A 26,648-nucleotide genomic window follows, 5' to 3' on the forward strand; every position below is an offset into this window, starting at 1 on the left:
ATGTCTGAACATAGAAATGGCTTTCTACCAATCAACACCAACACATTTGACAGGGTTTTTATCGCCGTTGTGCTGTTTGTGGCGCTGGCGCTGCTGTGGATGCGGTTCATCGAACCGTTTGCCCCCCTGTGGATTGCGACCGTGATTTCCCTGGTTATCGGCCAGTGGATCGTCCGGAAAGGATAATAAATGAGTTCAGTCACCCTTCAGAGCGTCGAAAAATCCTTTGGACAGCTCACCATTTTAAAAGCCATTGATCTTGATATTGAGGATGGCGAATTCCTGGTTCTTCTGGGCCCATCGGGTTGCGGGAAATCGACGACCATGCGCATGATCGCCGGGTTGGAAACGATTTCCAGCGGCACCCTTATGATGGGGGGCAAGGATGTTACGAATACCCATCCGCGCGAACGTAATGTCGCGATGGTATTTCAGAACTACGCCCTTTATCCGCATATGACCGTTGCTGAAAATATCGGCTATCCGCTTAAGGTCGCCAAGGCGAGCAAGGTCGATCGAGTTCAGAAGGTCGAAGAAGCCGCAGGCAAGGTCGATCTTCTGCCTTATCTCGCACGGTATCCGCGTGATCTTTCGGGCGGGCAACGCCAACGTGTCGCGCTTGCACGTGCTTTGGTGCGCGATCCGGCCGTTTTCCTTTTGGATGAGCCGCTTTCGAACCTTGATGCCAAGCTGCGTGTCGCCATGCGTGCGGAAATTAAACATCTTCAGCGGTCGCTTGGTGTCACCATGATTTATGTGACCCATGATCAGATTGAGGCCATGACACTTGCTGATCGTGTGGTTCTGCTTTCGGATGGCGAAATTCAGCAGGTCGGAACACCGGATCAGATATATGACGATCCCGATAACCTTTTTGTCGCGGGCTTCATCGGGTCTCCGTCGATGAATTTTGTTTCGGGTCAGGCAACAGGTGGGACATTTTCCACAGAAAAAGTCACCGGTTTAAAGGCCCCGATTGATGGCATGTTGACCCTTGGTTTTCGTGCTGAAGACGTGGTTCTGGCAGAAGATGGGCGCTTTCGTGGCACTGTTTACGAGGTCGAACCTACTGGCGAGGCGACTTATGTTGTGCTCCAGATGGATAAGGATCGTGTCATCTTGCGATGCGACAAGAAATACCGCCCGGAACTGGGCGTGGAACTTCACTTCGACATTGCTGACAGCCAGGCTCTTTTCTTCTCGGCAGAAACTGGCAAACGGATTAGGTGAAACATGGCAATCTCAAATCTTTTCTCTCTGAAAGACAAACGGGCTGTCATTACCGGTGCATCGCAAGGGATCGGTCTTGCCTCGGCCCGGATACTGGCAGAAGCAGGCGCGCATGTCATCTTGACTGCACGCGACGAGGCGGCGCTTAAAGCCAAGGTTTTGGCAATGAAGGCCGATGGGTTCTCGGCGGAATATCGGGTTCTTGATGTGACTGATAGCAAGGCTGTGACGGACCTTGCCGATACGCTTGAGGATATCGACATTCTGGTTGCCAATGCGGGGATTGCACGGTCGGGTGATGCTGCCGAGACAGTGTCTGACGACGTCGTGCTTGACGTGATGAATGTCAATTTCAACGGGGTTTTCTGGTGCTGTCGTGCGTTTGGCAAAAAGATGCTTGAACGCGGTAGCGGCAACATTGTGACGACGGGGTCGATATCAGCGCTGATTTCCAACCGACCCCAGAATCAAAGTTATTATAACGCGTCCAAGGCTGCCGTGCATCAGATGACGAAAAGCATGGCTGCCGAATGGGCAAGCCGGGGGGTGCGGATCAATACGATTGCCCCGGGATATATCGAAACCCCGATGACCAAATACGGAATGGATGATGATCCTGAAATGGCAGCCGAATGGCTGAACCTGACACCAATGGGGCGGGTTGGCCAGCCACAGGAAATTGCATCCATCGTTTTATTCCTTGCATCCGCCGCATCAAGCTACATGACCGGTTCGGTTGTTGTGGCAGATGGTGGTTACACGTGTTGGTAGGAGATCATCCATGACGAATATTCCCGCAGAAATGCAAGCTGTGATCTGCTATGGGCCCGGCGATTATCGTTTTGAAACCCGTCCGGTGCCGTCTCCTGCTTCTGGTGAAGTGCTGGTGCGTGTTGTCGCCACGGGTATTTGCGCTGGTGATGTGAAATGTTTTGGCGGTGCCCCGATGTTCTGGGGCGATGAAAACCGGCCTGCTTATTGTGAAACCGATGTCGTTCCTGGACATGAATTTGTCGGCCAGGTCGTGGCCCTTGGCAGGGGCGCGGATGAGAAATACCAGTTGAAGATCGGCGATCATGTTGTTTCGGAACAGATTGTTCCCTGTGGCGAATGCCGGTTTTGCCGGTCGGGACATTACTGGATGTGTCAGCCCCACGATATTTATGGGTTTCATCGTGCGACCCAGGGGGCATGGGCGGAGTATATGCTCTATCCGGCCAAGGCCATCAATTATCGCCTGCCTGAAACACTAGATCCCTTGCATGGTGTCTTTGTCGAACCTCTTGCTTGCTCGATCCATGCGGTTAATCGCGGCAATATCGGACTTTCGGATGTTGTTGTGATTTCTGGTTGCGGGGCCTTGGGGCTGGGAATGGTTGCGGCGGCGCGGATGAAAAATCCGGCGAAATTGGTTGCTCTTGACCTTAATCCTCATCGCCTTGAACTGGCACGTAAATGCGGGGCAGATATTGTTCTCAATCCTGCTGAAACAGATGTTGTACAGGCAATCCGCGATATGACGGATGGCTATGGCTGTGACGTTTATATCGAAGCTACCGGTGCCGGGAAGTCGGTTGAGCAGGGGCTTTTGGCAATTCGCAAGTTGGGGACTTTTGTCGAGTTTTCCGTGTTCAAAGACCTTGTTACCGTCGATTGGACAATCATTGGCGATAGCAAGGAACTGAACATTCATGGCGCTCATCTCAGCCCTGATACCTATCCAATAGCCATTCGGATGCTTGAAGAGGGGCGTCTTCCGATAGAAGACATTTTGACCCATCGTTTGCCATTGTCGGAATTCCGCAAAGGGATCGAAATTGCCCAAAATGGTTCTGCGTCACTGAAAGTGGTTCTCGAACCGGGGAGGAAAGTATGAAAGCGCTTGTGCTTGAAGAAAAAGGCAAACTCTCGCTTCGGGATTTCAATTTGCCACGCGATATTGGCCCGCATGATGTGCGGATCAAAATTCATACGGTGGGTATTTGCGGTTCCGATGTTCACTATTATACGCATGGTAAAATAGGGCCTTTTGTGGTCACGGAACCCATGGTTCTTGGCCATGAGGCAAGCGGCGACGTGCTTGAAGTCGGCGCGGAAGTTGCTCATCTGAAACCGGGGGATCGTGTTTGTATGGAGCCGGGCATTCCCGATGCGAATTCACGGGCATCCAAGCTTGGCATATATAATGTCGATCCGGCTGTCAGGTTTTGGGCAACACCCCCTGTTCACGGCTGTCTGACGCCCGAAGTTGTGCATCCTGCTGCCTATACATTCAAACTGCCCGACAATGTCAGTTTTGCCGAAGGAGCAATGGTCGAACCATTTGCCATCGGCATGCAGGCGGCCGTGCGTGCCCGGATCGTGCCGGGGGATGTTGCGGTTGTCACCGGCGCAGGGCCGATTGGCATGATGGTTGCGTTGGCTGCATTGGCCGGGGGATGTGCGCGGGTCATCATATCTGATTTCAGTCAGCCGAAACTTGACATCATCGGTAATTATCCGGGAATACAAACGGTCAATCTGGGCCAGACGGACTTGCCATCATTCGTGGCATCGGTAACCGGTGACTGGGGGGCTGATGTTGTTTTTGAATGCTCTGGCGCCGCACCGGCAATACTGGGGCTGCCCGGTCTTGCCCGTCCCGGCGGTACCATCGTTCTTGTTGGTATGCCGGTTGATCCTGTTCCGGTGGATATTGTTGGCCTTCAGGCCCGTGAAGTCCGGATCGAGACGGTCTTTAGATATGCGAATGTTTATGACCGTGCGATAGAGCTTATCGCATCGGGCAAGGTGGACCTTAAGCCATTGATTAGTGATACTCTTTCGTTTGAAAACGCAATCGTCGCCTTTGACCGTGCTGTCGCGCAAAGGCCGGAAGATGTTAAAATCCAGATCAGGGTAAATAGCTGACATCATGATGCATATCGGTCTTGATATTGGAACGTCGGGGGTCAAGGCTCTTCTGATTTCCGAGGACGAAAAAATCGTCTGTAGCCATGATGCAGCACTTTGCGTTTCGCGCCCGCAACCTGGCTGGTCGGAACAAAATCCGGATGACTGGATTGCGGCCTGCAAGCAGGCGATCGGGAGAATACGTGAAACCCATCCTGATGAGTTCGCGGGTGTTGCCTCCATCGGCCTGTCGGGGCAGATGCATGGTGCAACGCTTTTGGACCGGAATGACCGTCCGCTTCGTCCCTGCATTCTCTGGAATGATGGTCGGTCCGAACGTGAATGTGCGGAACTTGAAGCCAAGGTCGATGTTCGCCGTTTGACCGGCAATATTGCCATGGCGGGGTTCACTGCCCCGAAGGTTGCGTGGGTTCGAAAACACGAACCCGATGTTTTTGCCAAAATCCATAAGGTTCTGTTGCCAAAGGATTATGTTCGTTTCTGGCTGACCGGTGAATATATTGCCGACCCTTCGGATGCTGCCGGGACCCTGTGGCTTGACGTTGAAAAACGCCAATGGTCGGAAGAACTCCTTGCGGCGACCGAACTGGGTCTCGAACATATGCCCGGCCTTGTCGAAGGTACAAAGGTTTCGGGATATTTGCGTTCGGAATTGGCCCGGGAATGGGGGATTGATAGCATTCCCGTTGCGGGTGGTGGTGGCGACAATGCCGCGACGGCCTGTGGGATGGGGGTTTTGTCCCCGGGGACGGGCTTTCTAAGTCTGGGGACTTCTGGTGTGTTGTTTGCCGCAACAGAACGCTTTGCCCCGAATACCAGAGACGCGGTACATGCCTTTTGCCATGCGGTTCCGGATCGTTGGCATCAAATGGGGGTGATCCTTTCTGCTGTTGATAGCCTGAACTGGTTTGGGCGTATAACCGGGCGTGATGCGCCCGATCTTGTTTCGGAGTTGCCAGAAAGAATAGCGCGCCCGGCAAAAGCATTATTTCTTCCTTATTTGTCAGGCGAACGGACGCCTTATAATGATCCTTCTGCACGGGGTGCTTTTATTGATTTGGCAATTTCGTGCTCTACGGCAGAACTGACGCAATCGGTTCTGGAAGGGGTGGCCTTTGCGCTTGCGGATTGCAATGATGCGCTTATTCATGCCGGTTCCCACCTTGAGGCGGTCTATGCTGTTGGCGGCGGAGCTCGGTCTCGGCAGTGGCTGGACATTATTGCTGCGGCAACCGGTTTGCGTCTGTTAATTCCCGAGGCAGGGGATTATGGGGCTGCTTTTGGTGCGGCGCGTCTTGGTCGGGCTTGCTTAAAAGAAACCTTTGATCTGAATGATTTCAAGGCCCCGGCCATTCAGGCAGAAGTCGTGCCTTGTATCGAATTAGCCGAGCAATATTCAGCTAACCGGGCCCGGTTCTCGGCTTTGTTTACTGCTGTGAAGGCCGTTCGTCCCGGAGAGCGCCTTTGAGCTTGGTTCATAACGGAATAAGTCGTGAGCAAAGTATTTTTGCGATAGAAATACTTAGCGTTCCGGCTCGGGTTTTAGGATATGAAACCAGTGCTTCGGCTTTGCGCGAACCGTTGCTTTGTGCATTTCTATGGCGGGCGTTAAGAGATTGTTGCGCAGAGTTTTCGTGCTCTCGCTCGGAACTTGATGCGCTGATGGCCGATTTACAATCAACAGATCATGATTTGCCTGTGCAGCACAAAATTCAGGCACGTAAAATAGGCAGCATTTCGCTTGATGATCTCGCAAGTTTGCAGTGTGATCATCTTCGTGCAGAACTTCGCTTGTTTCTAACGAAACCGTCGGCTCATTAGATAGACTTGGCCAAATATCTGATTTCAGTTGCACATAACCTATGCGGCCAGGCGTAGCCAGTGCCATGGACTGTTTGTATCAGGTCTTCGCCGTCATCATCTTTTGATCTGGAAACCTTGGCTTAGGGTGTTTTTCGCAAAGAACAATAGTTCAAAATTAGCCTGCAGGTTCCTTGAGGCATCTTTTTTCAAGGAATTGACATTTCGCAATTTTGACATGACGTAAGTCAAGTTACCCCACCACTCAATCGGATAGGTTTCCTCCCAACGGCGTCCAGAAAATGGAACGTCAGTTTGCTGGGGAATTGCCGTGTTTGTTGCATCTGGATCATTTTCGTTATCGGCCTTTCGTGTGCTCGCTATCGCACTGATCGGATGGTGTTTGGCAACGGTTGATGGTTCTGCTGGCACGCTTGATGATTATGTATCGTCGATGGACGCGGCGGCAATTCTTCCCGGCGCGGATCGTGTCAGTGATGAACCTTCCGAAAATCATATCGTTGCGGTATATGGCGGCGATAATCAGCTTGGATATATTTTCCTAAATAGCGATTGGGCCAATTCTGTTGGCTATTCCGGAAAGCCGATCGACATTCTGATTGGCATTTCAATGCAGGGCGTGATCACCGGTGGCAAGCTGGTGGCCCACAAAGAACCAATCGTTCTGGTCGGCATTCCGGAACGCAAGATTACAGATTACATCGCGGGCTATACTGGTTTTAACATTGCCGAATATGCCCAAAGCGACGAACTCGATGCCCTTCCCGACGATATTGTAAGCGGAGCGACCGTCACCATCATGGTGATTGACGATTCAATTCGTCGTTCTGCCATCAAGGTTGCCCGCACATTGGGGCTGGGCGGATTGGCAAGTACTGGTGCGGTCGACAACAAATTTGCGATCGACATGTCGCAGGATGCGTCAAAAAGCTGGGATGAGTTGCTTGGCGATGGTTCGGTCAGGCGTCTGCTTTTATCAAAACCCCAGGTCGCAGAAGCCTTTGCTGAAATTGGCGGCGGGAAGAAAGGCAAAGGTCCGCAGGCGGGCGCTGACGATACGCCGTTTATTGATCTATATACCGCAATCGTTTCCATTCCGACCATCGGCCATAGCCTGTTGGGCGACGCGGAATATGGCAACCTTCAGAAGGTTCTGAAACCGGGGCAGCAGGCCTTGCTGGTTGCGGCGAACGGGGAATACTCCTTTAAAGGGTCGGGCTATGTCCGGGGCGGGGTATTTGACCGTATTCAGGTTATTCAAGGCGATAACAGCGTCCGGTTCCGCGATAAACATCACAAACGTCTTGGTGATATTGCTGCCGAAGGTGCCCCGAAATTCAAGGAAGTCGCCCTTTTTGTCATTCCCGAAGGTCTGCCTTTTGATCCGGCGGCATCGTGGCATTTACAATTGCTTGTCCAGCGTCAGATGGGGGCTCTTGAAAGGGAATTTACGACATTTGGCATCGATTATACTCCGCCGGCAACATATCTACGCAAGATTGCCATAAGCACAACGGATGGCGGGGCGGGAAATGTTTCCGCCGAGCGCAATCAGGTCAGTACTCAGAAATCCGGTGCAGATACACAAAACCGTGATGAATTGTGGAAACGAATTTGGAAAAGCCGGACGGTAGATATCGCCGTTTTGTCCTGCGCCATCTTGCTGCTGACCGGATTGTTCTTTTTCCAGGATTGGTTTGTGCGTCGTCGCAAATTGACAGAGCGGATACGTACGGGTTTCCTGATCTTTACCGTGGTTTGGATCGGGTATTATGCAAATGCCCAGCTGTCGGTCGTGAACGTTCTGACGGTCGCCAATTCCTTTGGTTCAGGCTTTGACTGGTCCTATTTCCTGATGGATCCGCTGATCTTTATGCTGTGGTTCGCGGTTGCCGCGTCGCTGATTTTCTGGGGGCGTGGTGCGTATTGTGGCTGGTTGTGCCCGTTTGGTGCCTTGCAGGAACTTCTAAATAAACTGGCCAAGAAGCTTCGTGTGCCCCAGATCGCGGTACCCTTTGGCCTGCATCAGCGCCTTTGGCCGATTAAATACATCGTGTTCTTGGTTTTGTTTGGCGTGTCATTCCATGCCTTTGATCAGGCGGAACATCTTGCAGAAATAGAACCGTTTAAAACCGCGATCATCCTGTCGTTCATGCGCGATTGGCCGTTTGTTCTGTTTGCTGTTTTGTTGTTGGTCGCCGGTTTGTTCGTCGAACGGTTCTATTGTCGCTATCTGTGCCCGCTTGGTGCGGCATTGGCTATTCCCAGTCGGATACGGGTCAATGACTGGCTTAAACGATATCGCGAATGCGGATCACCGTGTCATCGCTGTGCAAAGGAATGCATGGTTCAGGCCATCCATCCCGACGGTCATATCGATCCGAATGAATGCCTGTACTGCCTGCATTGCCAGGAATTGTATTACGACGATCAAAATTGTCCGGTTGTGATCCAGAAATTGGCCCGGTTCGAGCGTCGCATGGCGTTGCAGTCGGGCACTCCGAAACCGCAAACCCAATCCAAAACCAAACCATCGTCTGCCAGCTGTGGCCCCGATGGATGTAGCGCGAACTGTTCCCAGCCGAAATCGTCGGATGGAAACCCCAGCGCGTCTAACTAGCTGTGACATATCAGGAGTTCCATTATGTCCAATGAAACAGAGAACTACAAAATCAGTCGTCGTGGCCTGCTTGGCGGAACGGCCAAAATGGCCGGTTTGGCAGGTATTGCCGGTGCAACCGGTGCGGCGGGGATTGCTGCCGGTTCGATGCTGACACCAACTGCGGCAAAGGCAGCAGGGGCAGTTGAAGTTCTGCCGGGTGATCTTGATGAATACTATGGTTTCTGGAGCAGCGGACAGGCTGGCGAAGTCCGTATTATGGGGATCCCGTCAATGCGTGAATTGATGCGCATTCCGGTTTTCAACCGTTGCAGTGCAACCGGTTGGGGCCTGACGAATGAAAGCCGTAAAATCCTGACTGAGGGGTTGCTGCCTGAAACCAAAGAATTCCTTGCTGATAAAGGCGGTGTTTGGGTGAACGGTGACCTGCATCATCCGCATATGTCATTTACGGACGGAACCTATGATGGTCGTTATCTGTTCATGAATGACAAGGCGAATACCCGTGTTGCGCGTATTCGTTGCGATGTGATGAAATGCGACAAGATCATTGAAATCCCGAATGCTTCGGATATTCATGGTTTGCGTCCCCAGAAATTCCCGCGTACCGGCTATGTGTTTGCCAATGGCGAACACCGCGTGCCAGTCCCAAATGATGGTTCCATTCTTGACGAGCCGGAAAAATATCACGCGATTTTCACCGCGATTGATGGTGACACGATGGAAGTTGCCTGGCAGGTGATGGTTGATGGCAACCTTGATAACTGTGATGCCGATTATCAGGGGAAATATGCGATTTCGACCTGCTATAACTCTGAAAATGGCGTAACTCTTGCCGAAATGACGTCAAACGAGCAGGATTGGGCGGTCATTTTCTCGATCGAGCGGATTGAAGAAGCCGTTAAAAATGGCAACTACAAAGAAATTAACGGGGTTAAGGTTGTTGACGGTCGCAAAGGATCGCCACTAACCCGTTATGTGCCTGTTTCCAACAGCCCGCATGGTTGTAACACCGCACCAGATGGCAAGCACATTGTCATTAACGGCAAATTGTCGCCGACTGTCACGGTTCTTGATGTTCGCCGGTTCGAGGATTGTTTCGAAGACAAGATTGAACCGCGTGGTGTGGTCGTTGCAGAACCGGAAGTTGGTCTTGGTCCGCTACACACTGCATTCGATGGTGATGGCAATGCCTATACCACGCTGTTCCTTGATAGCCAGATGTGTAAATGGAACATCGATAAAGCCGTTCGCAAGTTTAATGGCGAAGATGTCGATCCGATTCTGGCAAAGGTTGATGTGCATTATCAACCAGGTCACAACCATTCTTCCATGGGTGAAACCAAGGATGCGGATGGTAAATGGCTGGTTTCGCTGAACAAGTTCTCGAAAGACCGGTTCCTTAATGTTGGTCCGCTTAAACCGGAAAATGATCAGCTGATCGATATTTCGAGTGATGATCCAAAGGTTGTCCATGATGGTCCGACATTTGCCGAACCACATGACTGTATCATCGTGAACCGTGCGTTGGTCAATCCGGTCAATCTGTGGGATCGCAATGATCCGATGTTTGCCGAAGCGCGCGAGTGGGCCGAAAAGGATGGTGTTGTTCTTGAAGATGATTCAATCATCATTCGCGATGGCAACAAGGTGCGCGTCTATATGTATTCTAACGCACCGATGTTCAGTATGGACAAATTCGAAGTCAATCAGGGTGACGAGGTTACCGTCTTTGTCACCAATATTGATGACGTCGATGATCTGACCCATGGCTTTACCATTGCGAATTATGGTGTGGCGATGGAAGTCGCCCCGCAGGCAACCGCATCTGTAACCTTTAAGGCCGACCGGCCTGGCGTGCATTGGTATTATTGCCAGTGGTTCTGCCATGCCCTGCATATGGAAATGCGCGGTCGTATGCTGGTTAAACCAGCGTAAGGAAACAGCCATGTTACCGGTCATCCGTCCAGTGATTGCAATCCGAACCGTGTTAATCGCATTTGCGGTTTGGGGCGCAGCACAATCGTCGTCGCAGGCATCTGATATCGTCGTTGTTCCATCAATGACGCGATTGCAACAGATTATCGATACGGCGATGGATGGGGACCGGGTTTTGCTCGGCCCGGGGGATTATTCCGGGCCGATCATTTTACGGCGCTCGATCACGCTGCAAGGTGACGAAGGTGTTCGGATTGTCGGAACCGGAACCGGCAATGTGATCACAATTGACGGGCCAAATGTTGCACTTCGTCAAGTGACTGTGACCGGATCGGGGCTGGATCTTTCAACGCAGGATTCAGGTGTTTTTGTGACCCCCGAAGGCGATGGTGCGGTCATTGAAAATAGTAATATCGACAACAATTTGATCGGTATTTACCTATCGGGACCGGAAAATGCGGTGGTGCGCGGCAATACCATTGTTGGTCGGCAGGACTTGCGCGTTAATGAACGCGGCAATGGCGTTCAACTGTGGAATACGCCCGGGTCGGTTGTTGTTGATAATAATGTATCGCATGGTCGCGATGGCATTTTTGTCACGACCAGTAAATACAACAAATTCATTGGCAATACATTTCGTGATGTCCGGTTTGCGGTGCATTACATGTACACAAATGACAGCGAAATCCGCAATAACCGGTCCTTTGACAATACTGTCGGATACGCCTTGATGTTTTCCGATCGCTTGCAGGTAACCGATAATCTGTCGCGTGGGGATCGTGATCATGGCATTCTTTTGAATTATGCCAACAAGTCGGAATTTCATGGGAATCGTGTCGATCACGGTGGGCAGAAATGCGTCTTTATCTATAATTCAAACAAGAATGATTTTCGTGACAATTGGTTTGAAGGTTGCGGGATCGGTGTTCAATTTACCGCCGGGTCAGAACGCAATGCCATTGTTGGTAATGCCTTTATTGGAAACCGGACACAGGTCAAATATGTCGGGACACGCTGGCTGGAATGGTCAGAAAACGGTCGTGGCAATTACTGGAGCGATAACGCCGCATTCGATCTTGATGGTGATGGCCTTGGTGACCGTGCCTATCGGCCAAATGATATGCTTGATCAGGTTGTCTGGGCGCATCCGCCTGCGAAGCTTTTGCTTAATGCACCTGCAATACAGATTTTGAAATGGGCGCAATCACGGTTCCCGGCCCTGCATCCGGGGGGCGTGATTGATAGCAGGCCCTTAATGGCACCACCGGTTCTTGCCCGGTTTGAAGGAGACGGCAATCATGCCGAATAATCCCGCAATCTTACTCCAAGGCGTGACAAAGACCTATGACGGACAAAATGCCGTCGACGATTTGTCGCTGGATGTGCTGGCGGGCGAAAGTGTCGCACTGCTTGGCCATAATGGGGCCGGCAAAACCACATTGATCAAACTGATTCTTGGGCTTGTTCGGCCCGATAAGGGCAATATTCGTATTCTGGGACGTGAACCGTCAAGTCCGGGTGACGATAAAACCCGATGCCAGTTGGGATATCTTCCGGAAAATATTGCGTTTTACAATGGCATGAGCGGGGCTGAAACCTTGGCATTCTTTGCCCGGTTAAAGCGTCATCCGTTATCCGACTGTGCCCGGATACTTGCGCGTGTTGGCCTTTCGGATGCTGCGCATAAACGGGTTAGTCATTATTCCAAAGGCATGCGCCAACGTCTTGGTCTTGCACAGGCATTATTGGGAAACCCGCGCGTTTTGATGCTCGATGAACCAACCACTGGCCTTGATCCGGAATTGCGCACAGCCTTTTATGACATCGTGCGAGAATTGGAAGAAGACGGTGTGACGATTATCCTGTCATCCCATGCGTTGACGGAACTTGAAGCCCATACCCGCAAAATTGTGATCATGCGCAAAGGGTGTCTGATCGCGTCGGGAACTATTGATGATTTGCGTCGTCGGGCGAATCTGCCGGTCCATATTCGTTTGATCACCCGGCCCGGTATGGGCGCGGCCTGTGCCGAAAAAATCCCCGAAGGGGTCACATGCGAACGGATCAACGATCATGGCCTTGACCTGACCTTGCCATCCGAACGCAAGATCGATGTTTTACGCCACCTTTCGACGACCGTGCCGGAACTTGACGATGTCGATATCAAACTGCCGTCGCTAAACGACCTTTACATGCATTTCCAGAAAGAAGGTGTGGCGCCATGAGGGAACTTGCCATCATTGCCATCAAGGAATTTCGCGACGGTATCCGTAATCGTTGGTTTTTGGGGGCAGCGGGTGCCCTGATTTTGTTTTCGCTGAGCCTGACATTTTTGGGCAGCGCCCCGGCGGGAACGGTGGGTGTTGATCCTTTGGCCGTGACGATTGTCAGTTTGGCCAGTCTTTCGGTGTTTCTGCTGCCGCTTATGGCGTTGCTTTTGTCATATGATGCCTTGGTCGGCGAGGTGGAGCGCGGAACGATGCTTTTGCTTCTGACTTATCCCTTGTCACGGGCCGATATTATTCTGGGCAAGTTTGTCGGTCAAACATTGGGGCTGGGGCTTGCAACGGTGTTTGGTTTTGGTTCGGCGGCACTGGTCTTGGTGTTTGGCGGGGTTGAAAGTGATAACTGGATGGCATTTGTCATGCTGGTTGGCAGTTCGATCTTGCTGGGCGCAGTTTTTGTTGCGCTGGGACTGGCGATCAGTGCCATGCCACGTCAACGAAGTGCCGCCGCCGCGCTGGCGTTTGGTGTCTGGCTTTGTCTGGTGATTGTTTATGACATGGCGCTTTTAGGCGCGCTGGTTGCTGATGGTGGCGAGGGTATTAGTACCTCGGTCTTTAATACGCTTTTACTGGTCAATCCGGCCGATGCATTTCGAATGATCAATCTATCCGGGTTTGAAGATGTCCGTGCCGCCGCAGGGCTTGTCGTCTCTGACCTTGAAGGTGTGGCCGATGGATTTGCACCATTGGTGTCACTTGGTTTGTGGGTGACGGTGCCGCTGATCTTTGCAGTGATGCTGTTTCGGAGGAAGCAGATATGAAACCAATTATCCCGTTTGTGATTTTGGGGACACTTCTTTTGGCAGGATGTCAGGATAAGGAAACGGTTGCATTGCCTGGCCCGCAGGATTTGACGCGGGATGTGTCGGGCTATTTCTGTGGCATGATTGTCGCCGACCATCCGGGGCCCAAGGCGCAGCTTCATCGAAAGTCGGGCGGCGAAATTTTGTGGTTCCCATCAGTACGTGATGCGATTGCCTTTACCCTGATGCCCGGCGAAGCCCGCGATGTGGCCGTGATCTATGTAAATGATATGACCGGGTACAGTGATTGGCAATCACCGCCGATGAAATGGATCACTGCTGACTCCGCCCAATTTGTGATCGGCAGTGATATGACAAGTGGCATGGGAATTGGTGAAGCCGTTCCGTTTGGCAGCAAAGACGCAGCACTCGGTTTTGTGAATGCACACGGCGGGCGCGTTGTTGCCTATAAAGATATTCCGGAAGAATACGTTTTTGATTTTGGTACCGATGATGGGGGGCGTTCATGACCGGTTTAAACCGCCGTCGTTTTATTACCCTGTTTGCCAGTGCGGCATCGATGGCCATTGCGGCCCCACAGGTTCTTGCCGCCACGCCTAAAATTCACCGATGGCAGGGAACTGCCCTTGGTGCCGAGGCCGCGATCTATCTGGATGGGGTTTCGCAAGCCCGGGCTGATTATCTGATTTCGGTGGCACTTTCTGAAATCGAAAGGTTGGAAAAGATGTTCAGTCTTTACCGACCGGATTCCACAATTTCCCGATTGAACTTTTCAGGCTCGGTTGAAAATCCGGAACAGGAATTTGTCGAGCTGATGTCCAAAGCCATCATGTTCGCCCGGCATACCAACGGTGCCTTTGATCCGACGGTTCAGCCACTTTGGCAGCGTCTTGCGCAGATATCGCAACAGGGCGCCATGGGCGATGAACCGTATGTTCGCGCTGAAATTGGCCGATTGTTGCCAATCATCGGATATGGGGCAATTGATTGTGCGCCGGTCCGGGTTTCATTTTCGCGACCTGATATGCAGGTGACCCTTAACGGGATTGCGCAAGGGTATATCACCGATAGGGTTTCTGCGATCCTGCGTCGAAACGGTATGGAAAATGTTTTGGTCGATCTGGGTGAAAAATATGCGCTTGGTCCCCAGGCGGATGGCGCGGGATGGCCGGTACGTATTGAAAGTGCGGGCTCAAGTGCCAGTTCGAAAGTGTTGCTTGGATCTGGGGCCTTGGCAACGTCGGCCGGTTCCGGGTTCCCGTTCAATGAAGCCGGACAGCACAATCATTTGATCGATCCTCGAACCGGATTGTCACCTGTTTTGTGGGAACGTGTCAGCGTTTTCGCAGATACCGCCACAGAGGCAGACGCGCTTTCAACGGCATTTTCAATGATGCCTGAAAATGAAATACGTCAAACCATGCACAGTATATCGGTGCACAAAGTTATCGTTCGACCACATGGCACCACGACCGATAAGCTTATTGAAGCCTGAAACGGGGTTTACGAAAAGCACGACAAAGGGGATTGATTGACGACCGTCAAGGTGTGGCCGGGCATCGCGTTTATACTGCTTTGCATCGTCTATACATTGATCAATCTACTCCCCTGCATCAATGTATCGAAGGGCCACAGTTCATCAGTCTGTGGCCCTTCTTTTTTGCAAGTTCTGCACCTGAGTGGTGCAGTTAGATGATGTTGCGCAATCGGGTTACTGCCATTCGGGCACGCCCGACATGTCTGGCAGGTGATGCGCAATCCCCTTGTGACAGTCGATACATGTCTTTTCCCCGGTAAACAGGAACTTTTCATGTGCTTCGGCGGCACGCGGGCTTTGGCGGGTGATATCCATCGATTCAGCCGAATGACAGTTGCGGCATTCCAATGAATTGTTGGATTTCAAACGTGCCCATTCGTGTTGGGCAAGTTCAAGTCGCATATCAAGAAACTTTTCGCGTGTATCAATTGTACCGAAAAGCTTGCCCCAGACCTCTTTTGAGGCCTGCATTTTGCGGGCGATCTTATCGGTCCATTTATGCGGAACATGACAATCCGGGCAGGTGGCACGCACGCCCGACCTGTTTGAATAGTGAATTGTTGATTTCAATTCGGCGTAAACATTTTCACGCATTTCATGGCATGAAATACAGAATTCCTCGGTATTGCTTGCTTCCAGGGCGGTGTTGAAACCGCCCCAGAAAATGATCCCGGCGACAAAGCCGCCCAGTGTCAGGAAAGCAAGACTGAAATGCACACTCGGTGAATTCAGTGTTTTCCAATAACGTTTCAGAAGATCGAGCATCGGCAATCTCCCTATTCCGCTTTCTGCGGATTGTTCTTGGGCAGCAATGCATCGATATCGACAAAGCTGTTCTCGACCAGCGGTTTAACTTGACGTTGCGAAACGTGGCACTGCGTGCAGAAATACCTGCGCGGACTGACGGTTGCCAAAAACTGGCCATCGCGATCCATGAAGTGAGTGATCGATACCATTGGTGCACCGCTTTCCCCCGTGCGTGACCGGGCATGGCAGGACAGGCATTTATTGGCATTGGTGTCGATCTGATAGCCCTCGATATCGTGCGGGATGGTCGGGGGCTGTTCAGGATAGTTGCGCGGACGTTTCTGATCCGTGTCTTCAAAATTTGTCATGCGTGGTGCTGGGCTGTCCTGATCAGGGGCTGCACTGCGCAGGGTTGTTACCGGTTCAGCGGCATAGGCAGCGCCGGCAATTGCGACAATTGCCAGTGCTATGAGCCATTTCGGGCTTATTTTCATAATAACCTCCCTCACACCTTTTCCAGCCGGACCGCACATTTTTTATAGTCGGTCTGTTTGGACATCGGATCCGTTGCATCAAGTGTGACCTTGTTGATCAACTGGCTGGCATCGAACCACGGGACAAAAATCAGACCACGGGGCGGTTTGTTCCGGCCACGGGTTTCGATCCGTGTTCGCATGTCACCACGTCGGGAAATCACGCGAACTTCGTCGCCGCGTCGCAGGCCCATTTCGGTGGCATCGTCGGGATGCAGGAAACAGACAGCATCGGGGAAGGCCCGGTAAAGTTCAGGCACGCGTTGGGTCATTGACCCTGAATGCCAGTGTTCAAGAACACGCCCGGTACACAGCCAGAATGGATATTCTTCATCCGGGCTTTCTGCGGCCGGTTCATACGGCAGGGCAAAAATTCGCGCTTTGCCGTCTTTATGGCCATAGAATTCAACCCCGGCACCTGGTGTGACATAGGGGTCATATCCTTCGCGATACCGCCAAAGCGTTTCCTTGCCATCGACAACGGGCCAACGCAAGCCGCGAACCTCGTGATACACATCGAAAGGTGCCAGATCGTGGCCATGACCACGTCCAAAGGTGGCATATTCTTCGAATAGGCCTTTCTGGACGTAATAGCCAAAATGCTGGGCTTCGACGTTGTTGTAATCCGACGCTGTTTCTTCCAGCGGGAATTTGTCGACCTGCCCGTTGCGGAACAGCACGTCATACATGGTTTTGCCGCGAAGTTCCGGCGCCTTGGCCAGAAGATCCTCGGGCCAGACTTCTTCGATGGCAAAACGTTTGGCAAATTCCATCAATTGCCAAAGGTCGGATTTTGCCTCGCCCGGGGCATCGACAAGTTGATGCCACATATGGGTACGGCGTTCGGCATTGCCGTAACAACCTTCTTTTTCCACCCACATTGCGGTTGGCAAGATAAGGTCGGCGGCTTCGCAGGTCACCGTCGGATAGGCATCCGATACCGCGATGAAGTTTTCCGGATTGCGATATCCCGGCCAAGCTTCTTCATTGATATTGGCAGCAGCCTGCATGTTGTTGTTGCATTGAACCCAATATGCATTGAGCTTGCCATCTTTGAGCATGCGGTTCTGAAGTACCGCGTGATAGCCGACTTTGTCTGGAATGGTACCTTCTGGCAGCTTCCAGATTTCTTCGGCATGCGCGCGGTGTGCCGGGTTGGTTACAACCAGATCGGCGGGCAGGCGATGCGAAAACGTACCAACTTCGCGTGCGGTGCCACAGGCCGACGGTTGCCCGGTCAACGAGAACGGTGAATTGCCCGGCTCGGCGATTTTCCCGGTCAGAAGATGGATGTTATAGCAAAGGTTGTTGGCCCAAACCCCACGGGTGTGCTGGTTAAAGCCCATGGTCCAGAAGGATGTGACCTTGATCTTCGGATCGGCATAAAGTTCAGCAAGGGCTTCCAGACGTTCTTTGGGAACGCCGGTCATTTCATGGACCTTATCAAGGGTATATTCCGAAACGAATTCGGCATACTCGTCAAAGGTCATGTCGGTCGAACCGCCAGCATCAGATGCATGTTTTGCGGATTGTTCGCGGGGATCTTCGGGGCGCAGGCCATAGCCGATATCGGTATTGCCCCGACGGAAAATGGTGTGTTTGTTGACAAAATCGGTATTAACCCGATCCGTCGAAATGATGTAATGGGCGATGTAATTCAGGATTGCCAGATCGGTCTGCGGTTTGAAGACCATCGGGATATCGGCCAGATCAAAGCAACGATGCTGATAGGTCGACAGGACTGCGACTTTTACATGCGGTGCTGACAGGCGCCGGTCGGTCACGCGGGTCCACAGGATCGGATGCATTTCCGCCATGTTCGAGCCCCACAGCACAAATGCATCCGCGGCTTCCATGTCGTCATAGCAGCCCATCGGCTCGTCCATGCCAAATGTGCGCATAAAGCCAACAACGGCGGATGCCATGCAGTGGCGGGCATTCGGATCGATATTGTTCGATCTGAAACCGGCCTTCATCAATTTGGAAGCGGCGTAGCCTTCCCAAACGGTCCATTGCCCGGAACCAAACATGCCAACCGATGTTGGTCCTTTGGCTTTAAGGGCGGCTTTCCATTTTTCGGCCATGGTGTCAAAGGCTTCATCCCAAGAAACCGGCGTGAATTCGCCGTTCTTGTCGTAAACGCCGTTGGTTTTACGCAGCAAGGGCTGTGTCAGGCGGTCCTTGCCATACATGATTTTCGAAAGAAAATAGCCCTTAACGCAGTTAAGACCGCGATTAACGGGTGAAAGCACATCGCCATGCGTCGCGACGATGTGGTTGTCTTTGGTTGCGACCATGACCGAACATCCCGTCCCGCAGAAGCGACACGGTGCTTTCGACCATTTTAGTTGGGTGTGTTCGGAATCTGTTACCAGATTTTGTGCTGCGGCCGGCAAACTGATGCCTGCTGCGGCGGCAGCAACGGCTGCTGCTTTTGCTTTCAGGGCATCTCGGCGGGATATCTTTGCCTTGAACATGGTTCGTTTCCTTAGGCCAAAGGTCAAATGGATATTGGTTTTATTGGGCGTTTTCACTGTGATGAAAAACAAGGTTCACACCGAGAACGCCGGGGATATCGCCGATTTTTGTCATGCTGTCGGCGAGTTGTCGGTCGCTTTCGGCTTCCATCAAGACGACGATCTTTCCCGATGGGGTGTTGGTGCTGATTTCAATTCCTGGAAAACTGGCAAGAATTGTTTCGATTTCGATCATTTGTTCGGGGCGGGTCTGCACAATCATGCTGGAGATCACACCGATATTCTCATCCATGGGGTATCTCCGTAGCTGGGCGTATGGAAATGGCCGTTACCGGGCAGGTACCAATACAGGCGCCGCATCCGGTACAGGTGTCGTTATCAACAAGGACGCGCGCTCGGCCCCCTAATTGCGGGATGATCCGGATCGCACCTTCCGGACAAACATCGCCGCAGGACCGGCAATAAACCCCATTTTCAGCAAAGCACTTGTTGCTGACAGAGAGTTCAAGCTGCCATGGCGTGTCGCCCGTGCGATTAAAAACCGGTTCGTTGCAGGCATCAGAACAGGCGCCACAAAACGTGCATTCGCCCTTGTCAAAGTCGATCTCGGGGCGGCCATCTTGACCGATATGGATGATGTTTTCCGGGCAGGCCGGGGCACAATCCCCACATGCCGTGCAGCTTTCATCAAACTTTACGGCCCAGGGCGGTCGAATGGTATTTGACTGTTGCTTGTCCGGGGTGTTGTCCGGTAATCCGCGAAGACCCGTGAAAAAGGCACGCCGACTGGTCAGTCTGGAAGCAGAAGACATCACCGTCTTTCCCCGAAATTACATCGGTGGTCCAGGTGGTCCGGCAAACATCTGAAATATCCAGATTGAAAAGCCAAGCCCGCCAACAAGTGCGACTGAAAATACTGGTGCGAAAACAACCGCCAGCATCAAAAAACAGCGTAATTCAGTCTTGCGGCGAGCGGGGTCGTCAATGGTTCTGGCGTCGGTCATGGCTCTCTCTTTCTCTCATTGGAAGATCGAATAACCGCGAAATTCCGTATGCTTTTTATCTATGGACCAAGCTTTACGCTATTGCGCATTCGTTTTTATTGATTCTAATCAATCACCCTGCATAAGGTATGGGGATTATTTGTCGTTATTCAACTATAAGTGCCGAATTGCCGGGCGTGGAGCGTTATTCGTCTTTGCAAAGGTTATTCGACCGGTTGTCCTAGCGTTTCTTTCAGGGCTGCACCCGGCAGACTGTGAAGAAAACCATCGGAAAATGCCAAGTTGCTTTGCATTTGGTGCAATCTGTCCCTGAGTTCGTGCGAGTCGATCTTTGTGTCCAGTAATTGCCGATACAGAGTGGCGATTTGGACCATGTCAAGATTGTGCGGTGATATCCGAAAAACTTCGACACCTGCGGCCTTAAGGTGATCCACATCGGCCGAAAGTTCGATGTAATGGCTGGACAGGGTTTGCAATCCGTTGACGGCCAGAAACGGCGTGGCGTCCAGTGTTGCGACATCCATGCCATCAGGCGCGTCGCCACAGACATAGCGACACCCATCCTTATGCAGCCCATGCGCACGTGCCGAATAACAACGTGCCGAGATTGCAAGTGGCACCCGGCCAAATACCTGAACTTCAATCTCGGTCGATTTTCGTGCATGACCCAGTGCCGCAATTGACGACATTGGCAATTCCCAAGGCAGCGAAATACGGCGCGCGCCCTTGCTGGCAAAGTATTCCAGCGTGCTTTCGTTATAGGTATTGATATAGGGGCCAATCATATGCGGACGCCCTGAAAGCAACCCAAATGCGGACACATCGTTTGCTTCGATCAGAAGGTCGGGCATTTGCGCAATTTCACGCAATTGTGCAATTTCACGTTCGCTCATCACCAGCGCAAGCGTGGATAACACGACTTCCTTGCCCGCGGCCTGCAGGCGTTCAATGATATCGGGTAGATACTTGTCGAAAAACGGCATGCGTTTGGCACAGACAACTTCGCCGACATGGACCGTATCGATATCTATTTCATCGGCAACTTTAGCGTAGAAATCTTTTTTGTGATTTTCATCCCAGTGAAACAAGATTGGGCCCATGGCCAGACGTGATTTGGTCATTGCCAGCTTCTCCGATAGGCGCCGGTTGTATCTGTTTGGCCTTCGCTAAGTGATGTCAGGTTGCCACGTATGCCGGCCTGTCCGTTTTGTCCGCTGGCGATGCGATCAAGAGAGGCACGAAAAGCACCAACAACCTGTGAAATATAGGCTTTGCCGCGCTGACGTCCTTCGATCTTAAGCGCGGTAACACCGGCATCGGCCAGTTCGGGCAGGATTGCGGTCACGTCAAGGCTGGTTGGTTCCTCAAACAGATAGCCAGCCTTGCCCATGGCGCTGAAACGGCCCTTGCACAGGGTCGGATATCCGACCTTTTCATCGCTGCCATATATGTTGATGGTAAAATCACCCAACCGTGAAACGGTCGTATCCCCGCGTTCTTCATAGTGAACATACGATGCGGGTGAACAAACCCCGTTCATATTGGGGCTTTCGCCAGTGGCATAGGAAGAAAGCGAACAGCGCCCTTCGGCCATGACACACATGCCACCAAAGGCGAAAACCTCGGTTTCAACGCCAATGCGTCGATTAAGCATCCGTATTTCTTCAAGCGACAAAACCCGTGGAAGAACCACCCGGCGGACACCGAATTCGCGATGGTAAAACCGGATTGCTTCTTCGTTGGATGCCGATGCTTGTACCGAAAGATGCAGACGGGCGTCGGGGTGTTTGTCACGCGCATAACGCAACAGACCGATATCAGCCAGGATAACGGCATCAACCCCGATGGCGACGGCATCATCAACGGCCTTGTGCCAGATATCTTCGGAACCTGCCTTTGGATAGGTGTTGCACGCCAGATAGACATGAACACCGTGCTTGTGCGCGAATGTGACGCTTTCGGCCAATTCGGTTCGCGAAAAATTAAGCCCGGGAAAATTGCGGGCATTGGTCGCATCACGGAAACCGCAATACACGACATCGGCACCCGCCTCGACGGCGGCACGCAAACTGGCGGGGGTTCCTGCCGGACATACTAATTCCATGACGTCCCTGTCGATGATTGTTGTTTATGGATGGTCGGGTAAGGCGAAGTCATCAATCGATGACACCGGCCGGTTTGAACGTGGCGTGCGGCGACGTGCCGATTTTTCCAGTCCCGCGATGTTTTCGCCCTGATCGGCAAGGCGCCGGTCAAGCCCGTTCAGGCGCTTTTCAATCGGGGAAATCAGCGTATCGGCAACCCGGTTCATATCCGATTGCATTTGTTGATAGACCCGTTCGGCAACGCGAAGTGCTATGCGTGCCGCCGGGCCAAGTACGCCAAAACTTTCGGAAACCGCTGAACGCAGATCGATGTCTTCGCCGTCCAAGGCATTACGAAGCGCAACAACAAGATCCGTCCGCCCTTCGATGCGCAAGGCACGCGAGAAAAACAAGGCATCGCCATCTGATTTGCCTTCAAGCAATCCCAAAAGAGCTGGCAGTGGGCCGATAATGCGGGCCGCAACGGCGTTTTCTTCGCCTTTTTGTGCGGGGCGCAATTCAGGTTTGTGTGGATCAAGCACAAGAAATAAATCCATATCCAGATCGGTTGGCGAAATCAGTAATGAGAATGTTTCATGTTCGGTTACGCGCTCGAAGATTGATTTGTGGCGGCGATGCATTGTCGTCATGGCGTGTCGGCATAGCCGCTCAATTGCGAATGTCGGAACATTTCGCAAAACAGGATTTACCAATAGAAATGGTGTGAATGATGGGCGTTTGGTTGACGACACGATGGACTCCGAACCGGTTTGGTGTCGGGATTATCGCTGTCTTCTTCCCTTGGGTGGTTGATGTCAGTCAAGTCATTGCAACATTTGAATTATTCCTGTTCTGAATAATTCCCGAACGCCCTGTTTTCCCATCGTTGGGGTGAAGCCGCGCAGAGGCGATTTTTTGCCAGTGTAAATTTGACCATCATCAACGAGACTTGCGCGGCAAACTTTAAACTTGGGCCGATCAATTTCACGGACGGAGGCCCGTCAAAATGCAAACAGAATTCACCAATGATCCGGCACAAACAAATTTGATGGATCTTGCCGGGCGCAAGATCGGTGATCTTATTGCAAGCTTTCCGGGGGCAACCTTGGTTTTCCGTCGTCATAAAGTTGGATTTTGTTGTTCAAGCAGCAAATCATTGGCCGAGGTCGCGCAAAGAAAGGGATTTGACGCAGAGGTGGTTGCGCGTGAACTTTGCGATCTGCCAAAGGGGCCGCTGACATTGCCAGACGTGAATGATGTTGATGCGTTTATTGATTATATCCTGACCCGCTATCACCAAACGCACCGTGATGAATTGGCCGAACTTATATTGCTGGCGCGCAAGGTCGAAGCCGTCCATGGCGATCATCCGGATGTACCGGTCGGATTGTCCGATGCCTTGTTTGAAATGGCAGAACAGCTGGATGCCCATATGGCTAAGGAAGAAATGGTCTTGTTCCCGGCAATGCGCAAAATGTGCGAAGACGGATCGATTGCAGTGCAACTGGTCATGCCGATCCATTGCATGCGTGAAGAACATGATGACCATGGCGAAGCCATTCACCGACTGCAAAAGCTGACCAACCATTTTACATTACCCGATGGTGTCTGTGGTTCTTGGCGGGCGCTTTATTCTGGAACAGCCAAGCTGGTCGAAGATTTGGTCGCCCATATTCATCTGGAAAACGAGGTGCTGTTCCCGCGTTTCGAATAGGGCCTGATCTTCACCCATTTCCGTCTTTTCGTTGTTTTGGTCGTCATGCGATTTTGCATGTCTTATCTGCCCCGCCATCCGGCGGGGCTTTTTCGTTTGACGGTAGTCAAGGTGCGAAATCGGGGATCGGGAAATGATTGTGATACGCCGTTTTGGGGACAGAGCGGCATTGAACTTTCAATCGGAGTGAGGATCCGTTCACATGTCGGAACGCCTGACTAAATCTGCCGCCCGAAACATATTCTACGGCGGAACGATCTTCTTCCTGGTCATCTTCTTTGGACTGACCTTGCACAGCCATAACTATATGCTCAACGAGTCCACGAATATGGACGAGCTGACACCATCGGTTGTGGCAGGCAAGCATATCTGGGAACGCCATTCCTGCGTCAATTGTCATACGATTTTGGGTGAGGGAGCTTATTTCGCCCCTGAACTTGGCAATGTCTGGGTGCGCTATGGCGGCAAAGAGGACCCGGAAGGTGCGCGCGATATGCTTAAAGCATGGATGGCGGCACAGCCCTCAGGTATCGAAGGCCGTCGCCAGATGCCGCAATTCAATCTCACAGATCAGGAGCTCGATGAACTTGTCGATTTCCTGAAATGGACAAGTGAAATTGACACCCAGAACTGGCCGCCAAATGAAGCGGGATAACCCGGTGCTGATGGAAACGAGGCTACAATGAAATATCAATCGCAAAAGGTTGCGCTGTATTACATATACGGCGCGCTGACATTGTTCGCAGCCCAGATTCTACTCGGTGTCGTGGCGGGCACTGTCTATGTTTTCCCGAATCTGTTGTCTGAAGTTCTGCCGTTTAACATCATTCGCATGATCCACACCAATGCCCTGATTGTTTGGTTGTTGATGGGGTATTTTGGGGCTGCCTATTATCTTTTGCCCGAAGAATGCGAAACTGAAATTTACAGCCCGAAACTGGCCATCATCCAGTTCTGGCTGTTCATGTTCGCAGCCGGTGCTGCGGTTGTGGGTTACATCTTTGGTATCCACGAAGGTCGCGAATTCCTTGAACAACCGTTGTGGATCAAGGTTTTGATCGTCATCGTGGCGCTGATGTTCCTGTTTAACGCGACCATGACACTGCTGAAGGGGCGTAAAACCGCCATTTCAAACGTGCTGATGGTTGCGCTTTGGTTCGTGGCTTTGCTGTTCCTGTTTGCTTTCTACAATCCGTCCAACCTTGCAGTTGACAAGATGTACTGGTGGTATGTCGTGCATCTTTGGGTTGAAGGCGTGTGGGAGCTGATCATGGCATCGATCCTGGCATTCTTGATGATCAAGATGACCGGGATAGACCGCGAAGTTATCGAAAAATGGCTTTATGTCATGGTGTCACTGTCGTTGTTCTCTGGCATTCTTGGTACCGGTCATCATTATCTATGGATTGGTACGCCGGGTTATTGGCAGTGGATCGGCAATGTGTTTTCCACCCTTGAAGTCGTGCCGTTCTTTTCGATGGTCGTGTTCTGCTTCTATATGGTGTGGAAAGGGGGCCGTGATCACCCGAACAAAGCGGCACTTCTCTGGTCGCTTGGCTGTGCTGTAATGGCGTTTTTCGGCGCAGGTGTATGGGGCTTTATGCATACTCTGTCGTCGGTCAACTATTACACCCACGGAACTCAAATCACGGCCGCTCATGGGCATCTGGCTTTCTACGGGGCCTATGTGATGCTTAACCTTGCGATCTTTACCTATGCGTTGCCGTATTTGCGCGGTCGCGAACCTTATAACCAGCAACTCAATATGTGGGGGTTCTGGATTACGACAAGCGCCATGGCCTTTATGACCTTTACGCTGACATTTGCCGGTGTTGTTCAGACACACCTGCAACGCGTGCTGGGCATGAGTTACATGGAAGTCCAGGATCAGATTGCTCTGTTCTATTGGATGCGTCTTGGATCGGGGGTTGTTGTTCTGATCGGGGTTACCATGATCATCTGGTCATTGGTTGTCGTGCCGCGTTCGGCAGCCCGTGTAACGACCGGAGTCCGCCAGCCCGCGGAATGACCGTAATCAAGTCAGCGTGTCTAATTCCATGGTCTTTTGGATCGTGACACGTGGTGGACAATGGCCGGTAGTTTCCCGCGACCGGCCATTGTCATTTTACGTCTTTCCATTTGCGCAGGAGCATTCAGATGCCGACCGCTCTTAAAGATTTTACGCAACATAGCGACGTCCCGTTCTATCAGCCGACCGGCAATGAAGAACAACTTTTTCAGACAGCTTGGCAACAGCGTCTTCCCTTGCTGCTTAAGGGGCCAACCGGTTGCGGAAAAACGCGATTTGTTTCCCATATGGCCGCAAAACTGGGCGTGCCACTTTATACCGTTTCCTGCCACGATGATTTAACGGCGGCGGATTTGACCGGGCGGTACTTGATCAAGGGTGGTGAAACAGTTTGGGTTGATGGGCCCTTGACGCGTGCAGTTCGTCATGGCGGTATTTGTTATCTTGATGAAGTGGTCGAGGCCCGCAAAGACGTTACGGTGGTTCTTCATCCGTTGACCGATGACCGCAGGATCCTTCCGCTGGACCGGACAGGTGAATTGCTTGAAGCGCCGGAAAATTTCATGCTGGTGGTGTCGTATAACCCCGGTTATCAGAACCTGCTTAAGCAATTAAAACCATCAACCCGGCAACGTTTCCTTGCCACCGAATTCGATTTTCCCGATGCGGAAACCGAAACGGCCGTCATCATGCGTGAAACCGGAATTGATGCTGAACGTGCCAGGTTGCTGGTGCGCATCGCAGGCAATATCCGCAAATTGACCGGAATTGACCTTGAAGAAGCGGCATCGACCCGCCTGCTGGTTTATTGCGCGACCCTTTTGATGGCGGATATCGCCTTTGATGATGCGGTTAATGCCGCGATCATCGAGCCACTTTCCGATGATGCTGATATCAAGGCGGGGCTGCGCGAGGCCATCGGCATTATCCGCGGCTGATAGCCGGGAGGCGA

The 26,648-nt window shown here is 52.0% G+C and carries 27 protein-coding genes; 18 read left to right on the forward strand and 9 right to left on the reverse strand.

Translation table 11 applies throughout. The features are described from left to right. The 14 genes from TALK_RS03450 to TALK_RS03510 all read left to right on the forward strand — a co-directional run bounded on the left by TALK_RS03450 (position 1) and on the right by TALK_RS03510 (position 15,066). A complete protein-coding gene (locus tag TALK_RS03450) occupies positions 1-186 on the forward strand; it encodes a DUF2160 family membrane protein (RefSeq protein WP_085615916.1) in 186 nt (61 codons plus the stop codon). Positions 187-189: 3 nt separating this feature from the next. Beyond that, complete coding sequence (locus TALK_RS03455) at positions 190-1,230, forward strand: ABC transporter ATP-binding protein (protein WP_085615918.1); 1,041 nt, start codon at positions 190-192, stop codon at positions 1,228-1,230. A 3-nt stretch (positions 1,231-1,233) separates the two neighbouring features. Then, positions 1,234-2,001 carry an SDR family NAD(P)-dependent oxidoreductase gene (locus TALK_RS03460; protein WP_085615920.1) on the forward strand — a complete coding sequence of 256 codons (768 nt, stop codon included), beginning with the start codon at positions 1,234-1,236 and terminating at the stop codon, positions 1,999-2,001. 10 nt (positions 2,002-2,011) lie between these two features. Further along, positions 2,012-3,106, forward strand: coding sequence for an alcohol dehydrogenase catalytic domain-containing protein (locus TALK_RS03465; RefSeq protein WP_085615922.1), 1,095 nt, complete (start codon positions 2,012-2,014; stop codon positions 3,104-3,106). Next, complete coding sequence (locus TALK_RS03470; protein WP_085615924.1) at positions 3,103-4,140, forward strand: NAD(P)-dependent alcohol dehydrogenase; 1,038 nt, start codon at positions 3,103-3,105, stop codon at positions 4,138-4,140. The genes TALK_RS03465 and TALK_RS03470 overlap by 4 nt, the downstream gene beginning before the upstream one ends. Positions 4,141-4,144: 4 nt before the next feature. After that, a complete protein-coding gene (xylB, locus tag TALK_RS03475) occupies positions 4,145-5,611 on the forward strand; it encodes a xylulokinase (protein ID WP_245829647.1) in 1,467 nt (488 codons plus the stop codon). Further along, positions 5,608-5,964, forward strand: a complete 357-nt coding sequence (locus tag TALK_RS21970) for a hypothetical protein (RefSeq protein WP_139833706.1) — start codon at positions 5,608-5,610, stop codon at positions 5,962-5,964. The genes xylB and TALK_RS21970 overlap by 4 nt, the downstream gene beginning before the upstream one ends. Before the next feature lie 310 nt (positions 5,965-6,274). Further along, positions 6,275-8,584 (forward strand): NosR/NirI family protein, encoded by a 2,310-nt coding sequence (locus TALK_RS03480; protein WP_085615926.1) that lies wholly within the window; start codon positions 6,275-6,277, stop codon positions 8,582-8,584. Between the two features lie 24 nt (positions 8,585-8,608). Beyond that, a complete protein-coding gene (gene nosZ / locus TALK_RS03485) occupies positions 8,609-10,522 on the forward strand; it encodes a TAT-dependent nitrous-oxide reductase (protein ID WP_085615928.1) in 1,914 nt (637 codons plus the stop codon). Between the two features lie 10 nt (positions 10,523-10,532). Then, positions 10,533-11,831 carry a nitrous oxide reductase family maturation protein NosD gene (locus TALK_RS03490; protein ID WP_085615930.1) on the forward strand — a complete coding sequence of 433 codons (1,299 nt, stop codon included), beginning with the start codon at positions 10,533-10,535 and terminating at the stop codon, positions 11,829-11,831. Further along, complete coding sequence (locus TALK_RS03495) at positions 11,821-12,747, forward strand: ABC transporter ATP-binding protein (protein WP_085615932.1); 927 nt, start codon at positions 11,821-11,823, stop codon at positions 12,745-12,747. Before TALK_RS03490 ends, TALK_RS03495 begins: the two co-directional genes overlap by 11 nt. After that, on the forward strand, positions 12,744-13,568 hold the full coding sequence (locus TALK_RS03500) for an ABC transporter permease subunit (RefSeq protein WP_085615934.1): 825 nt from the start codon (positions 12,744-12,746) through the stop codon (positions 13,566-13,568). The genes TALK_RS03495 and TALK_RS03500 overlap by 4 nt, the downstream gene beginning before the upstream one ends. Continuing rightward, entirely contained in the window at positions 13,565-14,080 is a 516-nt protein-coding gene (locus TALK_RS03505; protein WP_085615936.1) for a nitrous oxide reductase accessory protein NosL, read from the forward strand. The genes TALK_RS03500 and TALK_RS03505 overlap by 4 nt, the downstream gene beginning before the upstream one ends. Next, positions 14,077-15,066, forward strand: coding sequence for an FAD:protein FMN transferase (locus TALK_RS03510; protein WP_085615938.1), 990 nt, complete (start codon positions 14,077-14,079; stop codon positions 15,064-15,066). Before TALK_RS03505 ends, TALK_RS03510 begins: the two co-directional genes overlap by 4 nt. A gap of 216 nt (positions 15,067-15,282) precedes the next feature. Here TALK_RS03510 and TALK_RS03515 read toward each other — a convergent pair whose 3' ends face one another. From TALK_RS03515 to ubiT, 9 genes are all read right to left on the reverse strand, one after another. Beyond that, positions 15,283-15,873 carry a cytochrome c3 family protein gene (locus TALK_RS03515; RefSeq protein WP_085615940.1) on the reverse strand — a complete coding sequence of 197 codons (591 nt, stop codon included), beginning with the start codon at positions 15,871-15,873 and terminating at the stop codon, positions 15,283-15,285. A gap of 11 nt (positions 15,874-15,884) precedes the next feature. Next, the gene (locus TALK_RS03520) at positions 15,885-16,349 is read right to left on the reverse strand and encodes a nitrate reductase cytochrome c-type subunit (protein WP_085615942.1); all 465 of its coding nucleotides are present in this window, start codon (positions 16,347-16,349) and stop codon (positions 15,885-15,887) included. 11 nt (positions 16,350-16,360) lie between these two features. After that, positions 16,361-18,865: a periplasmic nitrate reductase subunit alpha gene (gene napA, locus TALK_RS03525; protein ID WP_085615944.1), complete on the reverse strand. Its 2,505-nt coding sequence runs from the start codon at positions 18,863-18,865 to the stop codon at positions 16,361-16,363. Positions 18,866-18,905: 40 nt separating this feature from the next. After that, entirely contained in the window at positions 18,906-19,157 is a 252-nt protein-coding gene (locus TALK_RS03530; RefSeq protein ID WP_085615946.1) for a chaperone NapD, read from the reverse strand. Further along, positions 19,150-19,677, reverse strand: a complete 528-nt coding sequence (gene napF / locus TALK_RS03535; protein ID WP_085615948.1) for a ferredoxin-type protein NapF — start codon at positions 19,675-19,677, stop codon at positions 19,150-19,152. The genes TALK_RS03530 and napF overlap by 8 nt, the downstream gene beginning before the upstream one ends. A gap of 18 nt (positions 19,678-19,695) precedes the next feature. Next, the gene (locus tag TALK_RS03540) at positions 19,696-19,869 is read right to left on the reverse strand and encodes a periplasmic nitrate reductase, NapE protein (RefSeq protein WP_085615950.1); all 174 of its coding nucleotides are present in this window, start codon (positions 19,867-19,869) and stop codon (positions 19,696-19,698) included. A 203-nt stretch (positions 19,870-20,072) separates the two neighbouring features. Further along, entirely contained in the window at positions 20,073-20,990 is a 918-nt protein-coding gene (gene ubiV, locus TALK_RS03545) for a ubiquinone anaerobic biosynthesis protein UbiV (RefSeq protein WP_085615952.1), read from the reverse strand. Beyond that, positions 20,987-21,973 carry a ubiquinone anaerobic biosynthesis protein UbiU gene (gene ubiU, locus TALK_RS03550; protein ID WP_085615954.1) on the reverse strand — a complete coding sequence of 329 codons (987 nt, stop codon included), beginning with the start codon at positions 21,971-21,973 and terminating at the stop codon, positions 20,987-20,989. The genes ubiV and ubiU overlap by 4 nt, the downstream gene beginning before the upstream one ends. Before the next feature lie 24 nt (positions 21,974-21,997). After that, positions 21,998-22,705: a ubiquinone anaerobic biosynthesis accessory factor UbiT gene (ubiT, locus tag TALK_RS03555; protein ID WP_417811447.1), complete on the reverse strand. Its 708-nt coding sequence runs from the start codon at positions 22,703-22,705 to the stop codon at positions 21,998-22,000. A gap of 254 nt (positions 22,706-22,959) precedes the next feature. On the opposite strand from ubiT, the gene ric reads away from it, so the two are divergent. From ric to TALK_RS03575, 4 genes are all read left to right on the forward strand, one after another. After that, positions 22,960-23,667 (forward strand): iron-sulfur cluster repair di-iron protein, encoded by a 708-nt coding sequence (gene ric / locus TALK_RS03560; RefSeq protein ID WP_085615958.1) that lies wholly within the window; start codon positions 22,960-22,962, stop codon positions 23,665-23,667. Between the two features lie 202 nt (positions 23,668-23,869). Next, positions 23,870-24,322, forward strand: coding sequence for a c-type cytochrome (locus tag TALK_RS03565; protein WP_085615960.1), 453 nt, complete (start codon positions 23,870-23,872; stop codon positions 24,320-24,322). A 27-nt stretch (positions 24,323-24,349) separates the two neighbouring features. Next, the gene (locus TALK_RS03570; RefSeq protein ID WP_085615962.1) at positions 24,350-25,696 is read left to right on the forward strand and encodes a cbb3-type cytochrome c oxidase subunit I; all 1,347 of its coding nucleotides are present in this window, start codon (positions 24,350-24,352) and stop codon (positions 25,694-25,696) included. A gap of 128 nt (positions 25,697-25,824) precedes the next feature. Continuing rightward, positions 25,825-26,634 (forward strand): CbbQ/NirQ/NorQ/GpvN family protein, encoded by an 810-nt coding sequence (locus TALK_RS03575; RefSeq protein ID WP_085615964.1) that lies wholly within the window; start codon positions 25,825-25,827, stop codon positions 26,632-26,634. Positions 26,635-26,648: the final 14 nt, after the last annotated feature.

This window comes from Thalassospira alkalitolerans (assembly GCF_002115745.1).
In the GTDB taxonomy this organism is placed as follows: Bacteria; Pseudomonadota; Alphaproteobacteria; order Rhodospirillales; family Thalassospiraceae; genus Thalassospira; species Thalassospira alkalitolerans.

Coding starts and splice junctions, on each gene's coding strand:
- TALK_RS03450 (WP_085615916.1), top strand. CDS start 1: ATGTCTGAACATAGAAATGGCTTTCTACCAATCAACACCAACACATTT.
- TALK_RS03455 (WP_085615918.1), top strand. CDS start 190: ATGAGTTCAGTCACCCTTCAGAGCGTCGAAAAATCCTTTGGACAGCTC.
- TALK_RS03460 (WP_085615920.1), top strand. CDS start 1,234: ATGGCAATCTCAAATCTTTTCTCTCTGAAAGACAAACGGGCTGTCATT.
- TALK_RS03465 (WP_085615922.1), top strand. CDS start 2,012: ATGACGAATATTCCCGCAGAAATGCAAGCTGTGATCTGCTATGGGCCC.
- TALK_RS03470 (WP_085615924.1), top strand. CDS start 3,103: ATGAAAGCGCTTGTGCTTGAAGAAAAAGGCAAACTCTCGCTTCGGGAT.
- xylB (WP_245829647.1), top strand. CDS start 4,145: ATGATGCATATCGGTCTTGATATTGGAACGTCGGGGGTCAAGGCTCTT.
- nosZ (WP_085615928.1), top strand. CDS start 8,609: ATGTCCAATGAAACAGAGAACTACAAAATCAGTCGTCGTGGCCTGCTT.
- TALK_RS03490 (WP_085615930.1), top strand. CDS start 10,533: ATGTTACCGGTCATCCGTCCAGTGATTGCAATCCGAACCGTGTTAATC.
- TALK_RS03495 (WP_085615932.1), top strand. CDS start 11,821: ATGCCGAATAATCCCGCAATCTTACTCCAAGGCGTGACAAAGACCTAT.
- TALK_RS03500 (WP_085615934.1), top strand. CDS start 12,744: ATGAGGGAACTTGCCATCATTGCCATCAAGGAATTTCGCGACGGTATC.
- TALK_RS03505 (WP_085615936.1), top strand. CDS start 13,565: ATGAAACCAATTATCCCGTTTGTGATTTTGGGGACACTTCTTTTGGCA.
- TALK_RS03510 (WP_085615938.1), top strand. CDS start 14,077: ATGACCGGTTTAAACCGCCGTCGTTTTATTACCCTGTTTGCCAGTGCG.
- TALK_RS03515 (WP_085615940.1), bottom strand. CDS start 15,873: ATGCTCGATCTTCTGAAACGTTATTGGAAAACACTGAATTCACCGAGT.
- TALK_RS03520 (WP_085615942.1), bottom strand. CDS start 16,349: ATGAAAATAAGCCCGAAATGGCTCATAGCACTGGCAATTGTCGCAATT.
- napA (WP_085615944.1), bottom strand. CDS start 18,865: ATGTTCAAGGCAAAGATATCCCGCCGAGATGCCCTGAAAGCAAAAGCA.
- TALK_RS03530 (WP_085615946.1), bottom strand. CDS start 19,157: ATGGATGAGAATATCGGTGTGATCTCCAGCATGATTGTGCAGACCCGC.
- napF (WP_085615948.1), bottom strand. CDS start 19,677: ATGTCTTCTGCTTCCAGACTGACCAGTCGGCGTGCCTTTTTCACGGGT.
- TALK_RS03540 (WP_085615950.1), bottom strand. CDS start 19,869: ATGACCGACGCCAGAACCATTGACGACCCCGCTCGCCGCAAGACTGAA.
- ubiV (WP_085615952.1), bottom strand. CDS start 20,990: ATGACCAAATCACGTCTGGCCATGGGCCCAATCTTGTTTCACTGGGAT.
- ubiU (WP_085615954.1), bottom strand. CDS start 21,973: ATGGAATTAGTATGTCCGGCAGGAACCCCCGCCAGTTTGCGTGCCGCC.
- ric (WP_085615958.1), top strand. CDS start 22,960: ATGCAAACAGAATTCACCAATGATCCGGCACAAACAAATTTGATGGAT.
- TALK_RS03565 (WP_085615960.1), top strand. CDS start 23,870: ATGTCGGAACGCCTGACTAAATCTGCCGCCCGAAACATATTCTACGGC.
- TALK_RS03570 (WP_085615962.1), top strand. CDS start 24,350: ATGAAATATCAATCGCAAAAGGTTGCGCTGTATTACATATACGGCGCG.
- TALK_RS03575 (WP_085615964.1), top strand. CDS start 25,825: ATGCCGACCGCTCTTAAAGATTTTACGCAACATAGCGACGTCCCGTTC.